The sequence below is a fragment of the Ruegeria sp. H9 genome, assembly GCF_056532915.1.
Genome location: NZ_JBQFNX010000001.1, coordinates 267,053 through 283,486, shown reverse-complemented (window position 1 = coordinate 283,486; position 16,434 = coordinate 267,053). Strand labels below are relative to the sequence as shown.

Below are 16,434 nucleotides of genomic sequence, written 5' to 3'. Positions count from 1 at the left end.
TCACAAAATTCCTCTGTCTGACGGCGGCAAATATGATAAGATGTGTATAGTTGTATAGTAAATGGAAAAGTTGTCGAGATGAAAGACACTTTTGATGAAAACGCGGACCGGAAGGCTTGGATGAGCCTGCTGGCCAAAGCGCCGGAGGGACGCGTGGCCGCCCTGTTGGATGCAGCGATGCCTCGCCCCGGCTTCACATGGCTGCGTGCTCCTGAGATTGGCAGCACCATGGTTCGGGCTCGCGCAGGTGGGACTGGTGCGCCGTTCAATCTGGGCGAAATGACGGTAACACGCTGTGCGCTGACTCTGGGAGCGGGCGAAGTCGGACATGCCTATATACAAGGCCGTCGGAAAGAAGATGCCGAAGTCGCCGCGCTGGTTGATGCACTGATGCAGACAGATGTGTCTGATCTGTTGCGCACAAAAGTGCTGACCCCTTTGCGAGATGAGCTGACCAATGCAAAGGCCGCGCGTGCCGCCAAAGCCGCAGCCACTAAGGTTGATTTCTTCACCATGGTACGAGGAGAGGATTGATGCAGTCAGAAGCCCTGATCGGCGGTTTCAAGGATCCCGCGATCCAATCTGCCCACGCCTTTCGCAGCGTGATGGAAGCAATGGCGCGTCCCGGTACCGTGCAAGAGATTTCTGGCGCAGTTCCTCCGGCCCCAATGTCACCAGCAGCAGGTGCGGTGTTGTTGACGCTTTGCGACACTGAGACGCCCGTTTATCTGGCAGGTGCGCTAGATTGCGACGCCGTACGCAGCTGGCTTGCATTCCACACCGGCGCACCGCTGACCGGCCCGTCGCATTGTATGTTTGCCATTGGTGCGTGGTCGGATCTGGGACCATTGAACGCATACCCGATCGGGACGTCTGAATATCCGGATCGTTCTGCCACGTTGATCATGGAATGCCCCGAACTCATCGCTTCAGGGGCGACTCTGACAGGTCCGGGAATCAAGGATAAAGCCGCGCTTTCATTGCCCGAGCTTGAGGCGTTTCAGCATAATCAGACGCTATATCCACTGGGGCTCGACTTCATCTTCACGAATGGCAACCGCCTAGCGGCTTTGCCAAGAACGACCGAGGTGTCCTGATGTATGTCGCAGTAAAAGGTGGCGAGCGTGCGATTGAAAATGCCCACACTTGGCTTGCCGAAGAACGCCGTGGTGATACCGATGTGGCGGAACTGAGCATCGCGCAAATCCGCGAACAGCTGAGCCTGGCGGTCAATCGTGTCATGGCCGAAGGCTCGTTGTTCGATCCGGATCTGGCCGCGCTTGCGATCAAGCAGGCGCGCGGCGATCTGATCGAGGCGATCTTCCTGATCCGCGCCTATCGCACGACGTTGCCACGCTTTGGCGCATCCGAGCCTGTTGATACCGGGGCAATGGCTTGCGACCGGCGCATTTCGGCAACCTTCAAGGATTTGCCGGGCGGGCAGGTGCTTGGGCCGACCTTCGACTACACTCATCGCTTACTGGATTTCAAACTGGCTGCTGATGGTGAGGTGCCCAAAGCCCCAGCGCGCGAAGCTGAACTGGGCGATGTGCCGCATGTCACTGATTTCCTCAATCGCGAAGGCCTGATCGAGGAAACGCCGAATGACGATACGCCGCCACCTGATCTGACCCGCGAGCCGCTTGAGATGCCCGCCGATCGCGCCCTGCGCCTTCAGGCGCTGACCCGCGCGGATGAAGGTTTCACCCTCGGTCTGGCGTATTCCACACAGCGCGGATACGCGCGCAATCACGCCTTTGTTGGAGAGCTTCGGATCGGGTCCGTGCCGGTTGAAATGGAGATCCCTGAACTCGGCTTTGCCATCGAAATCGGTGAGGTCGTTCTGACCGAATGTGAAACGGTTAACCAGTTCAAGGGCTCCAAAACCGAGCCGCCGCAATTCACCCGAGGTTATGGGCTTGTGTTTGGTCAGACGGAACGCAAGGCGATCTCGATGGCTTTGGTCGACCGTGCGCTGCGGTGGGAAGAACTGGGTGAGGATAATGTTGGCGCACCTGCTCAGGATGCCGAGTTTGTCCTCTATCACGCGGACAACATACAGGCGACGGGGTTTCTAGAGCATATCAAGCTGCCGCATTACGTCGACTTCCAGTCTGAACTGGAACTGGTGCGCAAACTACGCCGCGAGGCTGGCGCGGATCAGGTGCAGGAGGCTGCGGAATGAACGCCTATAACTTTGCTTATCTGGACGAGCAGACCAAGCGGATGATCCGCCGTGCAATTCTGAAAAGTCTGGCGATCCCGGGCTATCAGGTGCCGTTTGCCTCGCGCGAAATGCCTATGCCGTATGGCTGGGGTACGGGCGGTGTGCAGGTCTCGGCCGCTGTGTTGACCCCGGATGACACGTTCAAGGTGATCGATCAGGGCTCGGACGATACCACAAACGCGGTCTCGATCCGCACCTTCTTTGAACGCACTGCAGGGGTTGAAACAACCACAACGACAAGCGACGCCTCCGTGATTCAGACTCGCCACCGGATTCCCGAGGAGCCGCTGCAAGAAGGTCAGATTCTTGTCTATCAGGTGCCTATCCCTGAGCCGTTGCGCTTTCTGGAACCGCGAGAGAGCGAAACCCGCAAGATGCACAGCCTTGAGGAATACGGGCTGATGCATGTGAAGCTGTACGAAGATATCAGTCGTCACGGGCATATCGCGACGTCGTATGCTTACCCGGTGAAGGTCGAAGGCCGCTATGTAATGGACCCGTCGCCAATCCCGAAATTCGATAACCCAAAGCTTGGTGATATGGCTGCGATCCAGCTGTTCGGAGCTGGGCGTGAACAACGGATCTACGCGCTGCCACCCTACACGCAGGTTGTCTCACTGGATTTTGAGGATCATCCGTTTGAGGCGTCCAAGGCCGACCAAGCCTGCGGCTTGTGCGGTGCAGAGGACAGCTATCTGGACGAGGTAATCATCGATGACGCGGGTGGGCGGATGTTCGTCTGCTCGGATACCGACTATTGCGAGGCGCGCCAGGCGGCGGGTCACAAAGGAAAGGACGCCGCATGACACCTTTGCTGTCTGTTCGGGACATCACAAAGCGCTATGGCCCAAATATCGGCTGTGCCGATGTGTCATTCGACCTCTATCCCGGCGAGGTCATGGGGATCGTTGGCGAAAGCGGGTCAGGTAAGTCGACACTGCTGAATTGCATGGCCGGGCATCTGACCCCGGATGCCGGAGAGGTTGTGTTCGACACCCGCGCAAAAGGTCCGCAGGACACGGTAACGATGTCCGAGCCCGAGCGCCGGATGCTGAGCCGTACCGATTGGGCATTTGTCCACCAACATGCACGCGACGGGTTACGCATGGGCGTCAGCGCCGGTGGGAATGTAGGTGAACGGCTGATGGCCGTTGGAGAGCGTCACTATGGCGACATACGTGACAAGGCCACGGATTGGCTTCAACGAGTGGAGATCGATGCCTCCCGTGTGGATGATCGCCCGACGACATTTTCGGGTGGGATGCAGCAGCGCCTGCAGATTGCACGAAACCTCGTGACCGGTCCTCGGCTGGTGTTCATGGATGAGCCAACGGGCGGTCTGGACGTGTCCGTTCAGGCGCGGTTGCTCGACTTGTTGCGTGGGTTAGTTCGCGACATGGGCTTGTCGGCGATCATCGTCACGCATGATCTGGCCGTGGTGCGCCTGCTGGCAGATCGGTTGATGGTGATGAAATCGGGCCGCGTGGTCGAGGCAGGCCTGACCGATCAAGTGCTTGATGACCCGCAACACGCTTATAGCCAACTTCTTGTCAGTTCCGTTTTGCAGGTGTGAGCAATGATTGAGCTTAACAACGTCTCAAAGACTTTCACTCTCCATAATCAAGGTGCGGCCGTGATCGAGGTGCTGAGCGATGTATCCTTCTCGGTCTCTCCGGGCGAATGCGTAGCGCTGACGGGCGCGTCTGGAGCGGGCAAGTCCACCCTCATGCGTATGATCTATGGCAACTATCTGGCCCGAAGCGGAGAAATTCGCATCGGTGATGTGGATATCGTACAGGCAGAGCCTCGGACAGTTATCGCCCTGCGCCGCGAGGTTCTGGGTTATGTCAGCCAGTTTCTCCGCGTGGTTCCGCGCGTGCCTACCGTCGATGTCGTGGCCGAGCCCTTGCGGGCTGTGGGCATTTCCGCTGCTGACGCGAAGGCGCGGGCTGAAGCTCTGTTGCGGCAACTGAACATTCCCGAGCGGCTCTGGACCCTTTCACCGACTACCTTCTCGGGTGGTGAACAGCAGCGTGTCAACATCGCACGCGGGTTCGCCCATTCCTATCCCGCGATGCTGTTGGATGAGCCGACTGCCAGTCTGGATGCGGCCAATCGCGAGGTTGTTCTAAGGCTCATCGAAGAGGCAAAGGCGCGTGGTACTGCAATCATCGGCATTTTCCATGACGAAGCGGCTAGGGCGCGCGTTTGTGATCGCGAAATCGACGCCAGTCAGTTTTCACCCGAGGTCGCGGCATGACCCGGGGTCGCCTCATCGCTGTGGTTGGCCCGTCGGGGGCTGGCAAAGACAGTGTGATGCTAGGGCTTTGTGACTTGTTGCCCGATTTGCATTTGGTGCGCCGCGTCATCACCCGTGCACCAGAGTTGGGCGGGGAAGACTATGACGCCGTCGAACTCGCCGAATTTGAAGAAATGGCGGTGAATGGTGCCTTTGCGGTGCATTGGGTTGCTCATGGGCTTTGCTACGGGATACCGGTTGCCGTCAAAGATCGGCTGAGTGATGGCGCAGATTGTCTGGCAAATTTCTCCCGTAAAGCTCTGCTCGAGGCCGCAGAAAAATTCCCGCGCTTCATTGTCCTGAATATCACCGCGAAGCCGGAAACTCTTGCTCGGCGTTTGGCGACTCGCGGCCGAGAAAGCGATAGTGAGATTGCAAATCGGCTTGCTCAGGCAGAAAAACCCTTGCCCGATGGGTTGGACGTTATCACCATCTCCAACGATGGCCCACTGGCCGAGACGGTTGCGCGCGCCGCAGGGGTCCTTCAACCAGCGAGCGCGTACCGATGAATAAGCTCGAAACGCCCATCAATGCGCTCGCCGCACAAGGCAATTTGGTCGATGACGAAGGGCTCGGGCAAGGCTGGCAAATGGCGGCGCAGCGCCTCGGCCCATACAGGAATATCACCATTCGGCAGCCGACCCGTCAGCGTCATGTGAAACCGAAACTCGTCCATCACATAGGGATAACCCCACTCGATCAACAGTGCGTCTTGACGTGGGCTCAGCCTTGCACCGCGCCGCCGCTCAATTTCAGCCTCATTGGTTGGGGCGCGAAACGGGTCAAGCTCACGTACACAGGCCGCAGCAATTCTTTGCAAGCCGCTCACATCGCCCTGTGGGGTCAAAGCGAGAAACCGGCCCAGCCTCGTCAGACTCAGCCCTTCACAGCTCGAAGGCGCCAGGCCAGCGGCCATCTCAGACGCCGCCGCTTTCAGGGCTTCAAGCGAATAACCTCCGGCCAGTTGAAAGGGTGGTTTCAGCGTTCCGTGAAAGCCGTATTTGCGCGGTGTCATCGTAACGTCATGCAAATCGGGCAGATCGGGCTGAGGCACCTCGCAGCCCTGCACGACATCCCATCCCAGCCAGCGCGCGCCGAACTGTTCCAATGGTCCTTCGGGCGGCACATAGTAGATTGCAAATCGAGAGTATGACATGAATTCCCCTTTTCCCGCGCCCTCTTTGGCAAAGGCTTGTGACAGCGATATGTCAGATAATCTGTGCCTTGCGAATGCCCAGCTTGTGATGCCCGATCGGGTAGTAACCGGTTCGGTGACAATCGAACAGGGCGTCATTTCCGAGATCACCGAAGGGGATCATGTTCCGACCGGCGCAGTCGATTGTGCAGGTGATTACATCCTTCCGGGACTGGTCGAGCTGCACACCGACAATATCGAACGTCATATCGAGCCTCGCCCGGAAGTGGACTGGCCTCATCTTCCGGCCCTGATCGCGCATGATAGCGAGCTGGCCTCGACCGGAATCACAACCGTGTTCGACGCCATGCGAGTAGGTTCCATTCACAGCGGCAAGGGCCGTTACATCGATTATGCCCGCAAACTGGCGGACGAACTGTTGTCGGCGCGCGCCGCAGGCTATTTCAAGATCAGCCATTTCCTTCACCTGCGGGCCGAGATCTGCTCGGAGACACTGCTTGAGGAATTGGCGACCTTCGGGCCGGAAGACAGGGTTGGCATTGTCAGTCTGATGGACCACACGCCGGGTCAACGCCAATTCAGCGATCTGAGTGCATTGAAGACCTATGTCGCCAAAAAGCGCGGTATGACCGACGCCGATTTCGTTGCACATGTCGAGAAACTGCGTGGTCTACAGCAGCGTTTCGGAGAAAAGCACGAAGCCGGTGCAGTGATCGAGGCCGCCCGTCTTGGCGCCGCGCTGGCCAGCCATGACGATACCACGGCGCGGCATGTCGAAAAATCGTCCGAAAATGGTGTGGCTTTCGCCGAATTCCCAACCACGTTCGAGGCGGCCGAGGCCTGCCGTACCCGCAACATCGCCGTCATGATGGGTGCCCCGAATCTGATCCGTGGCGGCTCGCATTCCGGCAATGTCGCGGCTGAAGATCTTGCAAAGGCCGATCTTCTGGAAATTGTGTCTTCCGACTATGTGCCCTCTGCGCTACTGCTGTCGGCTTTTCATCTTGCCAGTGTTTGGGACGACCTGCCTCGTGCTGTGGCCACGGTTACACGTAATCCTGCAATGGCTGTCGGTCTTGATGACCGTGGCATCCTGAATGTGGGTCTGCGCGGTGACGTTCTGCGTGTGCGTCGCATGGGTCAAACACCAGTTTTGCGCGGTGTCTGGAGCCAAGGCAACAAGGTTGGATGAGTTGTGATTGGTTGAATCAAACTTGCCAAACAGAACATGGCTGGCGGCCGAAAGCTCGCGGATTATCAGATGGGATCTGCGCCCTTGCTCCGCTTGATTTTTCTGGACCCGCATCTTGATAAACTGATGTCGTGCCAGAACATTAAACTCGTAAAGAATATGGTTACTTTTTTACCGCACTTTCTCCTGTAACGCAAAATGCGGGCAGCAAGTTCCACGATTAACTGACTGGAAATTTGTTGCTTATCTCAGAGTTGAAATCAGGAGCTTTGGCGGGATGAGGGCATGGTTGTCGGTTGTGATAGCCACTATTATTTTGGCGGGCTGCAGTCAGGATTTACAGGGAACCAAGTCCTTTGATCCCGGGGCGACACCAGCCCTCGCCCCCTTATCGGGGGGGAATAATCTGAAGGGAAATGTCGTACGCACTGAATTCGCTGAGTTGGTGCGAAGGTCTGTCGCGACATCGCCCACCACCGCAGCCGGAGCCGCCAGCGTTCTGGCTTCGAAATCCCGCATTGATGCCGAGCAAGGCGCGTTCCTGCCGCAGATCGAGGCCGAGACATCCCTGACGTCCGATGGGGATACAGTACCGATCCTGCGGCTTAGCCAGATCATCTATGATGGTGGCAAAATCTCGGGTCGTGTGGGTTTGCGTCAGATTGAAGCCCGGCAGACCTGGTTAAACGAATTGTCAGAGCTGAGCGCGCTGAGCTTCGAGGCCATCGAAACCATAATTGATTTGGATCGAAATCGCCGCCTCGAAGAACAAGCCCAGCAGAATCTGGATCGTACGGACGTTTTGGTCAGCGACCTCCAGTCCCGTTTTGATGCCGGGGCCGGGTCGGTGGCAGATTTGCTGGCGGGGCAGGGGCGGAAGTCTAACGCCGAGACAGAATTAGCGCAGGCTCAGACGGATGTGGAACTGGCGACGGCAACATGGGTCGAAGTCTTCGGAACGCGACCCGGTGCTATTCCGACCATCCCCCCCGCACCCATTCTGGCAGCGGCCACCTCGCAGCAAATGGTTGCACGCAGCCCGCGTCTGCGTACTCAGGTCGCCTTCAGTCAAGTGCGTGCGCAAGAGGTTGTGGTTGCCGAACGAGCGACCCGCCCAACACTCTCTGCGATTCTTGAGACAGATTTCGACCAGGGCAGTATCGACGACGGTGTGCAGGCCCGATTGGGTGTAACGGTCCCGATTTACCAAGGGGGATCCGCGCGCGCCAATGTCGAAACCGCAAGGGCGAATCTTCAACAAAGCCGGGCTGAGGAAGAAGAATTGCGGCGCGAGTTGCAACGTAATCTCTCCCAGGCCTTGGAAGAGACCAATTCAATCCAGCGACGGCTCGCCACAGCCCGGCGCGCTGTCGAGATCAATGAGCAAGCGCTGGATGCAGCTCGTGGACAGTTTGATATCGGGCGCAGCACGCTGGTACAGATATTGGATGCGTTGCGCGAGTTGAATCTTGCGCAGGTTCGGGTGATCCAGCTTGAGGCTCAGGCACGTCGTGCAGAATATGCCGTGCTGGCGGTCACGGGCGATATCCTGGACGCGTTGGGGGTTGCACAGCCGACCGATCCAACCTTGTGATATCCGTCGTGAACCCGACTGCGACTAATCCGCTGAATACGCACCTCCGACTTCTGACCGAGCATTTGGGTTCCGGTTTGTCCGAGGTGGATATCTTTCGGGTGTTCTAGGGCATTGAAGTCGCATATGCGGTCAGCGCAGTGGAAGCGGTGGGCTACAGTCAGGTTTTGGGAAAGCGCGGTTACTGAAACTGGACCTGAACTTGTTTCTGGTCCTGGCGTTTGCCCCAGATGTTCAACCTTTAGTGGTTCTGGATCGAGAAGACACCGACGCTTTCTTGTGATCGATGCCAGCAGCGGATTCAGCGAACCTCAGATCTGGCGGCGACAGGAAACACGACTGCGCAAGACGCGCAGGATATTGCGCGCATAATGCTCGCGCCGCTGGAACGAGAATCGTTTAGGCCGCAAGGTCATCGGTTTTGGTCCGCGTTCAGCGATCTGCGCGGGGTCTACATTCAGATCATATTGGCCGCGATGGTGACAAGCGTGCTTGGGCTGGTGACGTCGCGATTCACCATGGTCGTTCAAGACCCCAATCTGCCAAACGAATTGGTTGATAGCTTGCTGGCTCTGGTCGTCGGGGTTGGCCTTGCACTGTTGTTCGATTTCCTGATCAAGAACCTGCGGACACGGTTCATCGATACAGCGGGAAAATGGGCGGACCTGAAGATCACCGAACGGCTGTTCAATCAGTTGATGGTGCTTAAAATGTAAGCCCGGGGCGGGCAGAATGGACGCATGGCCTGGATCCTTCGGGATTTTGAGGTCGTCCGGGATTTCTTTACGTCTGCCTCGCTGGTTGCTTTGGTCGATCTGCCCTTCCCTTTCGTATTCGTGGCGTGATCTAGGCGATTGGCAGGCCGCGACAGGCGATTGCGATCGCGTCGCGCGCGAGACTTGAGGCTCAGATATCCGGACAAGAATTTGATCTTCCCGACCGTACAGGTGTGGAGGCGGCGTTTCTGGCGGAATAGATTGGCGTGATCCAACCTCTGGTCGAGCGCGGCATCGAAAGTTCGCTGGCGATGATTGACTTGCGCCGGCAGCTTAGCCGCCAAATTGGACAGCTTAGAGACGCCGGTAGCCGAATACTGATGACTTTGTTGGAACGATGAGCGGAGAACTTTGTCTGATTTCAGCCTGGCCAGAACCAACTCCCAACCAGGCTGTTGATTGAGTCAAAGGCACTCAGACAGTGTTTTGGCCAGATTGCGGATGAGTTGCGGGTACAGATTTACTCCGGGTTCCAGATCAGATCCCAGCGGGTCCATGATGCCGGTTTTAGCTTCGGTGCCGTCGAGAACGGTTGCGACAATTCCGGGGTTGAACTGGGGTTCAGCCATGACACAATCCACACCTTCGTCGCGGATACGCCCCTGAATTTCGGCGATCCTTGCCGGGCTTGGATCGGTCGCATCGCTGAGGGAAATTGCACCCGAGGCCGGGAAGCCAAAGGCATCTTCGAAATATTGATAGGCATCGTGGAACACGATGAAGCTGCCACCTTTGACCGGCGCCAGCGTTTCGGCCACTTCCGCTGACAAAGCAGCCATTTCTTCACGCGCAGCTGCCGCATTTGCAAAATAAGCACCTGCGTTGTCTGGGTCAGCCGAAGAAAGCTGCGCCGCGATCGTTTTCAGCCAGATTTCTGCGTTGACCGGAGAGAGCCAGGCGTGCGGATCATGTTCGCCATGCGCGTGGCCCTCATGGTCGTCATGTCCGGCGTGGTCCTCATGATCATCGTGGTCATGCTCATCCGCATGCTCTTCGTCATGATTATGATCATCATGCTCTTTGTCCTCGGCATGATCCTCGTGATCGTGGTCATCGTCTTTTGCATGATCGTCGTGGTCGTCGTGATCATGACCATCATCCTCAGCATGGTCGTGATCGTCATGATCGTCATCCCCATGATCTTCGTCGTCGCCATGGTCATGCGCTTCGAACAAAGCACTTTCACGGAAATCGAGCAGAACCGTTCCGTCCGACTCAAGCAACACCGTAACAGTCGCCCCGTCGCTGAGCGTCTCGACAGCGCCTTCCATCCACGGGGTCAGGTCCTCGCCAATCCAGAATACCAGATCTGCCTCTTGCAGTGCGGCTGCTTCTGACGGACGAAGGTTGTATTCGTGTGGCGAGGCACCGGGCTGCACTATCAATTCAGGCGTTCCTACCCCCTCCATCACCCGGGCCACGAGTGAGTGAACGGGTGCGATGTCAACCGCAACCTTGGGTGCATCCGCCATGGCGGTTCCGCCCATCAATGCAGCGGTAATCGATAGTGGGAGCAGCTTTCTGGACATCAGACCCTCTGTGTGATTTTATAACGTTACGAGCGGCATATATGATATGGTATAACATGACAAGTGAGATGCGCCCCATTTCGGTTGGTGAAGATGCGCCGGTAGGATTTCAGGAGCATGATCACAAGAATTGCGTCGAAACGGCGTTGGCCACAGCGGATGTTCGGTGCAGGGAAGAAGGGTTGCGGCTAACCCCTGTGCGGCGAAAAGTTCTTGAAATGCTGTTGCAAGATCACAAGTCGCTTGGGGCTTACGCTATACTTGATCGTTTGCGCGAAGCCGGTTTTGGCTCGCAGCCGCCGGTGGCTTATCGCGCGCTGGATTTTCTGGTCCAGTACGGGTTCGTCCATAAGATTGAACGTTTGAACGCCTTTGTGGCCTGCTCTCATCCCGGAGAGGTCCATTCCCCGGCCTTCATGATCTGCAGAAAATGCGACGCTGTCGCCGAAGCTCAGTCGGCACCGTCCAATGGCGTCCTCGGCGCAGCCGCGCGCGCGGCGGGTTTCGAAATCGAGCGAACCGTTGTAGAAGCCGAGGGACTCTGCCCAGACTGCACCGAGAAGGCGTAGACATGACCCTGATCACCGTTGAAAATCTCAGCGTGCGTTATGGCGCGAATACCGTTCTGCGCCATGTCGGCATGACGATTGAGGCTGGTGAAATCGTGACGATCGTTGGTCCAAACGGATCGGGAAAGACCAGCCTGTTGCGTGCCGTCATTGGCGCGACCAAGCCTGCGGAAGGTAAGGTTACACTGAAGCCTGGGCTAAAAATCGGGTATGTCCCCCAAAAACTGCACATTGATCCGACCCTGCCGATATCAGTGGAAAGATTCATGCGTCTGACGGATCGTGTCTCTAGGCTTCAATGTACAGAAGCGCTTGAAACTGCTGGGGTGCCGGATCTGCTAAAGCGCCAAATGTCGCAATTGTCAGGCGGACAGTTTCAGCGCGTCTTGCTGGCGCGGGCGTTGATCAATCGGCCCGACGTTCTGCTTTTGGACGAAGCCACTCAGGGTCTCGACCAACCGGGGTCTGCGGCGTTTTATCGTCAGATCGAAGAGGTCCGGCGTGAAACCGGATGCGCCATACTGATGATCAGCCATGAATTGCACGTGGTCATGAGCGCGTCGGACAGGGTGATCTGCCTCAATGGTCATGTGTGCTGCCAAGGGTCCCCCGCAGTCGTAGCTTCGGCCCCGGAATATCGGGCCCTGTTCGGAACGGGTACCGGAGGCGCACTGGCCCTCTATCGCCATGATCACGACCATGATCACGATCACGGTCACTGTGAAACCTCTCAGGAAGCCGCAGAATAATGCTGGATGATTTCATGACGCGCGCGACGCTTGCAGGTGTTGGCGTTGCTTTTGCTGCGGCACCGCTGGGGTGTTTTGTTGTCTGGCGTCGAATGGCCTATTTCGGGGATGCCACCGCCCATGCGGCAATCCTGGGTGTCGCTTTGTCGCTGACGTTTCAGTTGTCCGTCTTTACTGGGGCGCTAGCTGTTGCGCTTGCGATGGCACTTACCGTGACACTGTTGTCCGGACGTGGTTACGCGATGGATACACTGCTGGGTGTTCTGGCCCATTCCGCGCTTGCCTTCGGTCTAGTCGCCGTATCTTTCCTGTCCGGTGTTCGCATCGACCTGATGGCCTATCTCTTCGGTGATATTCTGGCCGTGTCACGCACCGATCTGGTTGTGATCTGGGGGGGCGCAGCGCTTGTCGTGGCCCTGATCGTATGGCGCTGGTCGCAGCTTTTGACGGCGACCATGAATGAAGAGTTGGCCTATGCCAGCGGCTTTGACCCCAAGCGAGAGCAGTTGATCCTGACGCTGTCTCTGGCAGTTACGGTGGCCGTGGCGATAAAGGTCGTAGGTGTTCTACTGATTGCTGCAATGCTGATCATCCCGGCGGCGGCGGCGCGCAGTCTGGCCAGATCACCGGAAGCGATGGCTTTGATTGCGGCGGCGATTGGTGCATTTTCCGCAATCGCCGGGCTACGGGCTGCTTACATGTTTGATACGCCTGCAGGGCCATCCATTGTTTGTGTTGCTGCAGTAGTGTTTGCGTGTTTCAGCCTGATCGGATGGCAAACGCGGCGTGGAACCTAGGACATCTGCAAAGATCAATGCGGTCGCGTCGACACGGTCACGAATTCAATTTCGTCTGACAGGATGTCCCGCACCCCATGTGGGAGCTTGGCGTCGAAGCTGAGCGTGTCACCTTCTGACATCTCGAACTCTTCGGTCCCGCAACCATAGATGGCACTGCCTTCAATCATATAGATGAAGACGTAGCCTTCGTGCTGATAGTTCGGCAACTTGCGTTGGTCTTGTTTTGAGATGCGAATGCGTGCGGATTGGAATGATCCGCTAGGCCCGCTGTGTTTGCCGAGCAGTAGATAGTCATGGGTATGGTCTGGTGTGATACGCCGCGACGGCAACCCGGTTCCCGCCTGAACGTGATGCACATCCGAGGTCGTGTCGGTATGGCTGAACAGCGCCATCAGAGAGACAGACAGTGCATCTGCCAACGCGTGTAAGGTACCAAGGGACGGCGACACATGACCATTTTCGATCCGGCTGATCATGGGCGCGGAAACCTTTGACTGCGCAGCGAGTTCGGTCACCGTGAGCTGACGTTCCTGTCGCAAACGCTGCAGGGTGCGCCCGATCTCAAGTTCTGGTTCTGTTTTCTTGTCCTGCATCGGGCCGCTTTGACATTCCTTCTTCCAGTTAAAGTAGCTGTGGCCTGAATTGCAGGATAGTAAAAGTGTGTTCTGACAAAAAACAAGCTTAGCTGAGCGATTGGCGCAAAACTGCGCCAATGCGATGAAGGCAGCGGTGTTTTGAACTTATTTTCCTTTCCAGACCGGATCACGCTTTTCAGCGAAGGCCTTTGCGCCTTCAAGCTGATCCTCGCTGGAATAGAGGATATCGACGGTGCGCAGCTGGCGCTTGGTGATGCGGTTCATGGCGTCCTGAAATTTGCTGTCTTCAGCTTCGCGCACGACCTCTTTGATTGCAGCATAAACCAGCGGAGGACCCGAGGCGAGCAGACGCGCCAATTCCCAGGCACGATCCATCAGTTGATCGGCAGGCAGGACTTCATTGACCAAGCCCCAACGCTGACCTTCTTCGGCATCGAACCAGCGTCCAGTCAGCAATAGCTCCATCGCGATGTGGTAGGGAATGCGTTTGGGTAGCTTGACGCTCGCCGCATCTGCAACGGTTCCGGATCGAATCTCAGGTAGGGCAAAAGTTGCGTGTTCAGCGGCCAGGATCATATCGGCGGAAATCGCAAGCTCGAGTCCGCCACCACAGGCAATACCATTGATGGCCGCGATGACCGGTTTGTTCAGATCGCGTAACTCCTGCAAACCGCCAAAGCCACCGACACCATAATCTCCATCTACGGCATCGCCTTCGGCGGCTGCCTTCAGGTCCCAGCCAGGGCAAAAGAATTTATCACCTGCTCCGGTCAAGATCGCGACGCGCAGTTCGGGATCATCGCGAAACTCGGCAAATACCTGCCCCATGATGCGGCTGGTAGCTAGATCGATTGCATTGGCTTTTGGCCGATCCAGCGTCACTTCGAGAATTGCGCCGTCACGGCGGGTCTTGATCGGGTCCATTTCTCAGGCCTTTCTGATGAGCGCATCCACCGCCACCGCCCGGGTGGGCGTGCAGAGAAGCGGGTTGATTTCGACCTCGCCGAGCGTTTCGGCATTTTGGATTACATAGTCTTGAACGGCCTGAATGGCGGCAACGATTTCATCCATATCAGCCGCTGGTTGGCCGCGATAGCCTGACAGCAGCGGCGCGACTTTCAACTCGCCCAGTGCCGCGCGAATACTGCTGGACGTTGCCGGGATCAAAAGCGAGGTGGTGTCGCGCAGTATTTCGGTCAGGACACCTCCGGCACCCAGAGTCAGCACAAAGCCGTGGGCAGGATCCCGCACGACGCCGACGAGTATTTCTGCCACCGCACCTGTGATCATCTCTTCGATCAGAATCTCTTCGGTTCCAATATCCGCTGCCACACCCGCCACATCGGCAGCCTGTACCCCCAGCCGTACAGCGGAATGTTCAGACTTGTGGGCAAGGCCGACACCTTTGACGGCAAAGGGCGCTTCCATCTCGCGCGTCGCGCTTAGGGCTTCTTCGGCGCCTCGGACAGACCTGTTCTGAGGAATGCGCAAACCATGCGCGGCCAGAGCCTGCTTCGCCTCGGCTTCGGTCAGCGTCTGCGTGGCATCTAATGTGCCCGGCAGGCAGATTGGCGTGTCCGAAGGCGCGGCGACTTGAGCCGCCGCGCGTGTAGCGGCAAGCGCTTCACGAAGGCCAATGAAGGGAACTACACCGCCTTCTACCAGGGATTGCGCAGTGTTTTCAGGGAACAATTCGGGCAGTGTAGAAACCACTGCGAAGCGCGCGCCCGTTTCTGCCCGCACCTTTAGTGCCGTGCGCGTCGCGGCAGCCCAATCCGTTGGATCGGTGGTCGGGTAGTCGACGATCGAGAAGGTCAGATCCAGATCGTCGCCTGTCATCCCGGCCCAAGCTTTCGCCATCGCATCTTCATCGCGCCAGATATAGGTGTGGTAATCGAGTGGATTGCTTAGTGCGACCATCGGACCAAGCGCATCGCGCAATCGGGTTTGCTTGTCTCTGGACAGTTCTGGAAATCTGAGGTCAGTGCCGATCGCCATATCTGCGATCAGGCTGGCCTCGCCGCCCGAGCAGCTGATCGAAGCAATGTTGCCCCCCGGCAAAGGCCCATAACAATGCAACAATTTCAGGGTTTCCAGTAACTCGGGCAGCGAGGACAGGCGCGGGATGCCCAGCCGGTTTAGCAAAGCCTGCGCACCCGCATCGCTCCCTGCCAGTGAGGCGGTATGAGAAACTGTTGCTGCCTGCGCCTGTTCGGATGCACCCACCTTAAGTGCGATCAGAGGCACGCCTTTCCGATGTGCTTTGGCAGCAAGGGCCTCCCATTCGCGGATATCCTTGAAGCCCTCGATATGTAAACCGACGGCAGTGACCCGTGGATCATCGATCAGCGACATGGCAATCTCAGCCTGACTGGTCTGCGCCATGTTCCCGCAAGTCACCATATAGGCAATCGGCAGGGCTCGTTTCTGCATAGTCAGGTTGATCGAGATGTTGGAGCTCTGGGTCAGAATGGCAACGCCTCGATCTACCCGAGCGGCTCCATGCTGATCGGGCCACAATAGCGCACCATCAAGCGCATTTATAAAGCCATAGCAGTTCGGCCCAAGAATGGGCATGCTGCCTGCTGCATTGATCAACTCTGATTGCAAATCTCCTCCTGCCTGATCCTCGGCTGCAGCTTCCGAGAAGCCAGAGGCAAAGCAAACTGCGCCGCCGCTGCCCATGTCTGACAGAACCTGAACGGCCTCAACGGTGGCGTGACGGTTGATGCCAACAAAGGCCGCGTCCGGGGACGATGGCAGGTCTTCAATCCGTGCGTAGGCGTTGTGCCCGGCAATTTCATCCGCCTTGGGATGGACAGGCCAGATTTTCCCTGCGTAGTCCATGCGTTCCGATTGCAGGATAACCTGCTTGCACCACGCGCCGCCGCCGATCACCGCGATGGATTCCGGGCGTAGAAGACGGGAGATATCCTTGCTCATTCGG

General features: G+C 57.4%; 18 protein-coding genes. 13 read left to right on the top strand and 5 right to left on the bottom strand.

Translation table 11 applies throughout. The annotated features are described in order from the left end of the window. Positions 1-78 precede the first annotated feature (78 nt). From phnG to phnN, 7 genes are read left to right on the top strand one after another with little or no spacing between them, the layout of a single operon-like run. A complete protein-coding gene (phnG, locus tag ACR0CZ_RS01345) occupies positions 79-534 on the top strand; it encodes a phosphonate C-P lyase system protein PhnG (protein WP_170394307.1) in 456 nt (151 codons plus the stop codon). Next, positions 534-1,097: a phosphonate C-P lyase system protein PhnH gene (phnH, locus tag ACR0CZ_RS01340; protein WP_170394310.1), complete on the top strand. Its 564-nt coding sequence runs from the start codon at positions 534-536 to the stop codon at positions 1,095-1,097. The genes phnG and phnH overlap by 1 nt, the downstream gene beginning before the upstream one ends. Next, on the top strand, positions 1,097-2,185 hold the full coding sequence (locus ACR0CZ_RS01335; RefSeq protein ID WP_480537129.1) for a carbon-phosphorus lyase complex subunit: 1,089 nt from the start codon (positions 1,097-1,099) through the stop codon (positions 2,183-2,185). Before phnH ends, ACR0CZ_RS01335 begins: the two co-directional genes overlap by 1 nt. Beyond that, positions 2,182-3,033, top strand: a complete 852-nt coding sequence (locus ACR0CZ_RS01330) for an alpha-D-ribose 1-methylphosphonate 5-phosphate C-P-lyase PhnJ (RefSeq protein ID WP_170509531.1) — start codon at positions 2,182-2,184, stop codon at positions 3,031-3,033. Before ACR0CZ_RS01335 ends, ACR0CZ_RS01330 begins: the two co-directional genes overlap by 4 nt. Next, positions 3,030-3,800, top strand: a complete 771-nt coding sequence (gene phnK / locus ACR0CZ_RS01325) for a phosphonate C-P lyase system protein PhnK (RefSeq protein WP_170394315.1) — start codon at positions 3,030-3,032, stop codon at positions 3,798-3,800. The genes ACR0CZ_RS01330 and phnK overlap by 4 nt, the downstream gene beginning before the upstream one ends. A gap of 3 nt (positions 3,801-3,803) precedes the next feature. Next, positions 3,804-4,487: a phosphonate C-P lyase system protein PhnL gene (phnL, locus tag ACR0CZ_RS01320; protein WP_170394324.1), complete on the top strand. Its 684-nt coding sequence runs from the start codon at positions 3,804-3,806 to the stop codon at positions 4,485-4,487. Then, complete coding sequence (phnN, locus tag ACR0CZ_RS01315; protein ID WP_480537130.1) at positions 4,484-5,035, top strand: phosphonate metabolism protein/1,5-bisphosphokinase (PRPP-forming) PhnN; 552 nt, start codon at positions 4,484-4,486, stop codon at positions 5,033-5,035. Before phnL ends, phnN begins: the two co-directional genes overlap by 4 nt. Here phnN and ACR0CZ_RS01310 read toward each other — a convergent pair. Then, positions 5,011-5,682 carry a DUF1045 domain-containing protein gene (locus ACR0CZ_RS01310; RefSeq protein WP_170394328.1) on the bottom strand — a complete coding sequence of 224 codons (672 nt, stop codon included), beginning with the start codon at positions 5,680-5,682 and terminating at the stop codon, positions 5,011-5,013. The two genes, phnN and ACR0CZ_RS01310, sit on opposite strands and share 25 nt — an antisense overlap. 49 nt (positions 5,683-5,731) lie before the next feature. On the opposite strand from ACR0CZ_RS01310, the gene ACR0CZ_RS01305 reads away from it, so the two are divergent. The 3 genes from ACR0CZ_RS01305 to ACR0CZ_RS01295 all read left to right on the top strand — a co-directional run bounded on the left by ACR0CZ_RS01305 (position 5,732) and on the right by ACR0CZ_RS01295 (position 9,184). Then, positions 5,732-6,874 carry an alpha-D-ribose 1-methylphosphonate 5-triphosphate diphosphatase gene (locus ACR0CZ_RS01305; protein ID WP_170394331.1) on the top strand — a complete coding sequence of 381 codons (1,143 nt, stop codon included), beginning with the start codon at positions 5,732-5,734 and terminating at the stop codon, positions 6,872-6,874. Positions 6,875-7,319: 445 nt separating this feature from the next. Continuing rightward, positions 7,320-8,468 (top strand): TolC family protein, encoded by a 1,149-nt coding sequence (locus ACR0CZ_RS01300; RefSeq protein WP_170465743.1) that lies wholly within the window; start codon positions 7,320-7,322, stop codon positions 8,466-8,468. A gap of 371 nt (positions 8,469-8,839) precedes the next feature. Next, a complete protein-coding gene (locus ACR0CZ_RS01295) occupies positions 8,840-9,184 on the top strand; it encodes a 6TM ABC transporter family protein (protein WP_170394337.1) in 345 nt (114 codons plus the stop codon). 464 nt (positions 9,185-9,648) lie between these two features. Here ACR0CZ_RS01295 and ACR0CZ_RS01290 read toward each other — a convergent pair whose 3' ends face one another. After that, positions 9,649-10,773, bottom strand: a complete 1,125-nt coding sequence (locus ACR0CZ_RS01290) for a metal ABC transporter solute-binding protein, Zn/Mn family (protein WP_170394340.1) — start codon at positions 10,771-10,773, stop codon at positions 9,649-9,651. A 56-nt stretch (positions 10,774-10,829) separates the two neighbouring features. On the opposite strand from ACR0CZ_RS01290, the gene ACR0CZ_RS01285 reads away from it, so the two are divergent. The 3 genes from ACR0CZ_RS01285 to ACR0CZ_RS01275 are packed head-to-tail and all read left to right on the top strand — an operon-like array spanning position 10,830 to position 12,888. Next, on the top strand, positions 10,830-11,342 hold the full coding sequence (locus ACR0CZ_RS01285) for a transcriptional repressor (RefSeq protein ID WP_170394344.1): 513 nt from the start codon (positions 10,830-10,832) through the stop codon (positions 11,340-11,342). 2 nt (positions 11,343-11,344) lie between these two features. Continuing rightward, positions 11,345-12,091 carry a metal ABC transporter ATP-binding protein gene (locus ACR0CZ_RS01280; RefSeq protein ID WP_170407697.1) on the top strand — a complete coding sequence of 249 codons (747 nt, stop codon included), beginning with the start codon at positions 11,345-11,347 and terminating at the stop codon, positions 12,089-12,091. Next, positions 12,091-12,888 (top strand): metal ABC transporter permease, encoded by a 798-nt coding sequence (locus tag ACR0CZ_RS01275; RefSeq protein WP_170596216.1) that lies wholly within the window; start codon positions 12,091-12,093, stop codon positions 12,886-12,888. The genes ACR0CZ_RS01280 and ACR0CZ_RS01275 overlap by 1 nt, the downstream gene beginning before the upstream one ends. Positions 12,889-12,902: 14 nt before the next feature. Here ACR0CZ_RS01275 and ACR0CZ_RS01270 read toward each other — a convergent pair whose 3' ends face one another. The 3 genes from ACR0CZ_RS01270 to ACR0CZ_RS01260 form a co-directional block, all read right to left on the bottom strand. Further along, entirely contained in the window at positions 12,903-13,484 is a 582-nt protein-coding gene (locus ACR0CZ_RS01270; RefSeq protein WP_480537131.1) for a helix-turn-helix domain-containing protein, read from the bottom strand. Positions 13,485-13,631: 147 nt separating this feature from the next. Further along, positions 13,632-14,411: a carnitinyl-CoA dehydratase gene (locus ACR0CZ_RS01265; RefSeq protein WP_170407705.1), complete on the bottom strand. Its 780-nt coding sequence runs from the start codon at positions 14,409-14,411 to the stop codon at positions 13,632-13,634. Between the two features lie 3 nt (positions 14,412-14,414). Continuing rightward, a complete protein-coding gene (locus ACR0CZ_RS01260) occupies positions 14,415-16,430 on the bottom strand; it encodes an acetate--CoA ligase family protein (protein WP_480537132.1) in 2,016 nt (671 codons plus the stop codon). Positions 16,431-16,434 lie beyond the last annotated feature (4 nt).

What these genes read in the sequence shown, in the direction of transcription:
- phnN (WP_480537130.1), top strand. Translation starts at nt 4,484, where the DNA reads ATGACCCGGGGTCGCCTCATCGCTGTGGTTGGCCCGTCGGGGGCTGGC.
- ACR0CZ_RS01275 (WP_170596216.1), top strand. Translation starts at nt 12,091, where the DNA reads ATGCTGGATGATTTCATGACGCGCGCGACGCTTGCAGGTGTTGGCGTT.
- ACR0CZ_RS01260 (WP_480537132.1), bottom strand. Translation starts at nt 16,430, where the DNA reads ATGAGCAAGGATATCTCCCGTCTTCTACGCCCGGAATCCATCGCGGTG.
- phnL (WP_170394324.1), top strand. Translation starts at nt 3,804, where the DNA reads ATGATTGAGCTTAACAACGTCTCAAAGACTTTCACTCTCCATAATCAA.
- ACR0CZ_RS01265 (WP_170407705.1), bottom strand. Translation starts at nt 14,411, where the DNA reads ATGGACCCGATCAAGACCCGCCGTGACGGCGCAATTCTCGAAGTGACG.
- ACR0CZ_RS01270 (WP_480537131.1), bottom strand. Translation starts at nt 13,484, where the DNA reads ATGCAGGACAAGAAAACAGAACCAGAACTTGAGATCGGGCGCACCCTG.
- phnG (WP_170394307.1), top strand. Translation starts at nt 79, where the DNA reads ATGAAAGACACTTTTGATGAAAACGCGGACCGGAAGGCTTGGATGAGC.
- ACR0CZ_RS01290 (WP_170394340.1), bottom strand. Translation starts at nt 10,773, where the DNA reads ATGTCCAGAAAGCTGCTCCCACTATCGATTACCGCTGCATTGATGGGC.
- phnK (WP_170394315.1), top strand. Translation starts at nt 3,030, where the DNA reads ATGACACCTTTGCTGTCTGTTCGGGACATCACAAAGCGCTATGGCCCA.
- ACR0CZ_RS01310 (WP_170394328.1), bottom strand. Translation starts at nt 5,682, where the DNA reads ATGTCATACTCTCGATTTGCAATCTACTATGTGCCGCCCGAAGGACCA.
- ACR0CZ_RS01280 (WP_170407697.1), top strand. Translation starts at nt 11,345, where the DNA reads ATGACCCTGATCACCGTTGAAAATCTCAGCGTGCGTTATGGCGCGAAT.
- phnH (WP_170394310.1), top strand. Translation starts at nt 534, where the DNA reads ATGCAGTCAGAAGCCCTGATCGGCGGTTTCAAGGATCCCGCGATCCAA.
- ACR0CZ_RS01295 (WP_170394337.1), top strand. Translation starts at nt 8,840, where the DNA reads ATGCTCGCGCCGCTGGAACGAGAATCGTTTAGGCCGCAAGGTCATCGG.
- ACR0CZ_RS01285 (WP_170394344.1), top strand. Translation starts at nt 10,830, where the DNA reads ATGACAAGTGAGATGCGCCCCATTTCGGTTGGTGAAGATGCGCCGGTA.
- ACR0CZ_RS01330 (WP_170509531.1), top strand. Translation starts at nt 2,182, where the DNA reads ATGAACGCCTATAACTTTGCTTATCTGGACGAGCAGACCAAGCGGATG.
- ACR0CZ_RS01335 (WP_480537129.1), top strand. Translation starts at nt 1,097, where the DNA reads ATGTATGTCGCAGTAAAAGGTGGCGAGCGTGCGATTGAAAATGCCCAC.
- ACR0CZ_RS01305 (WP_170394331.1), top strand. Translation starts at nt 5,732, where the DNA reads ATGTCAGATAATCTGTGCCTTGCGAATGCCCAGCTTGTGATGCCCGAT.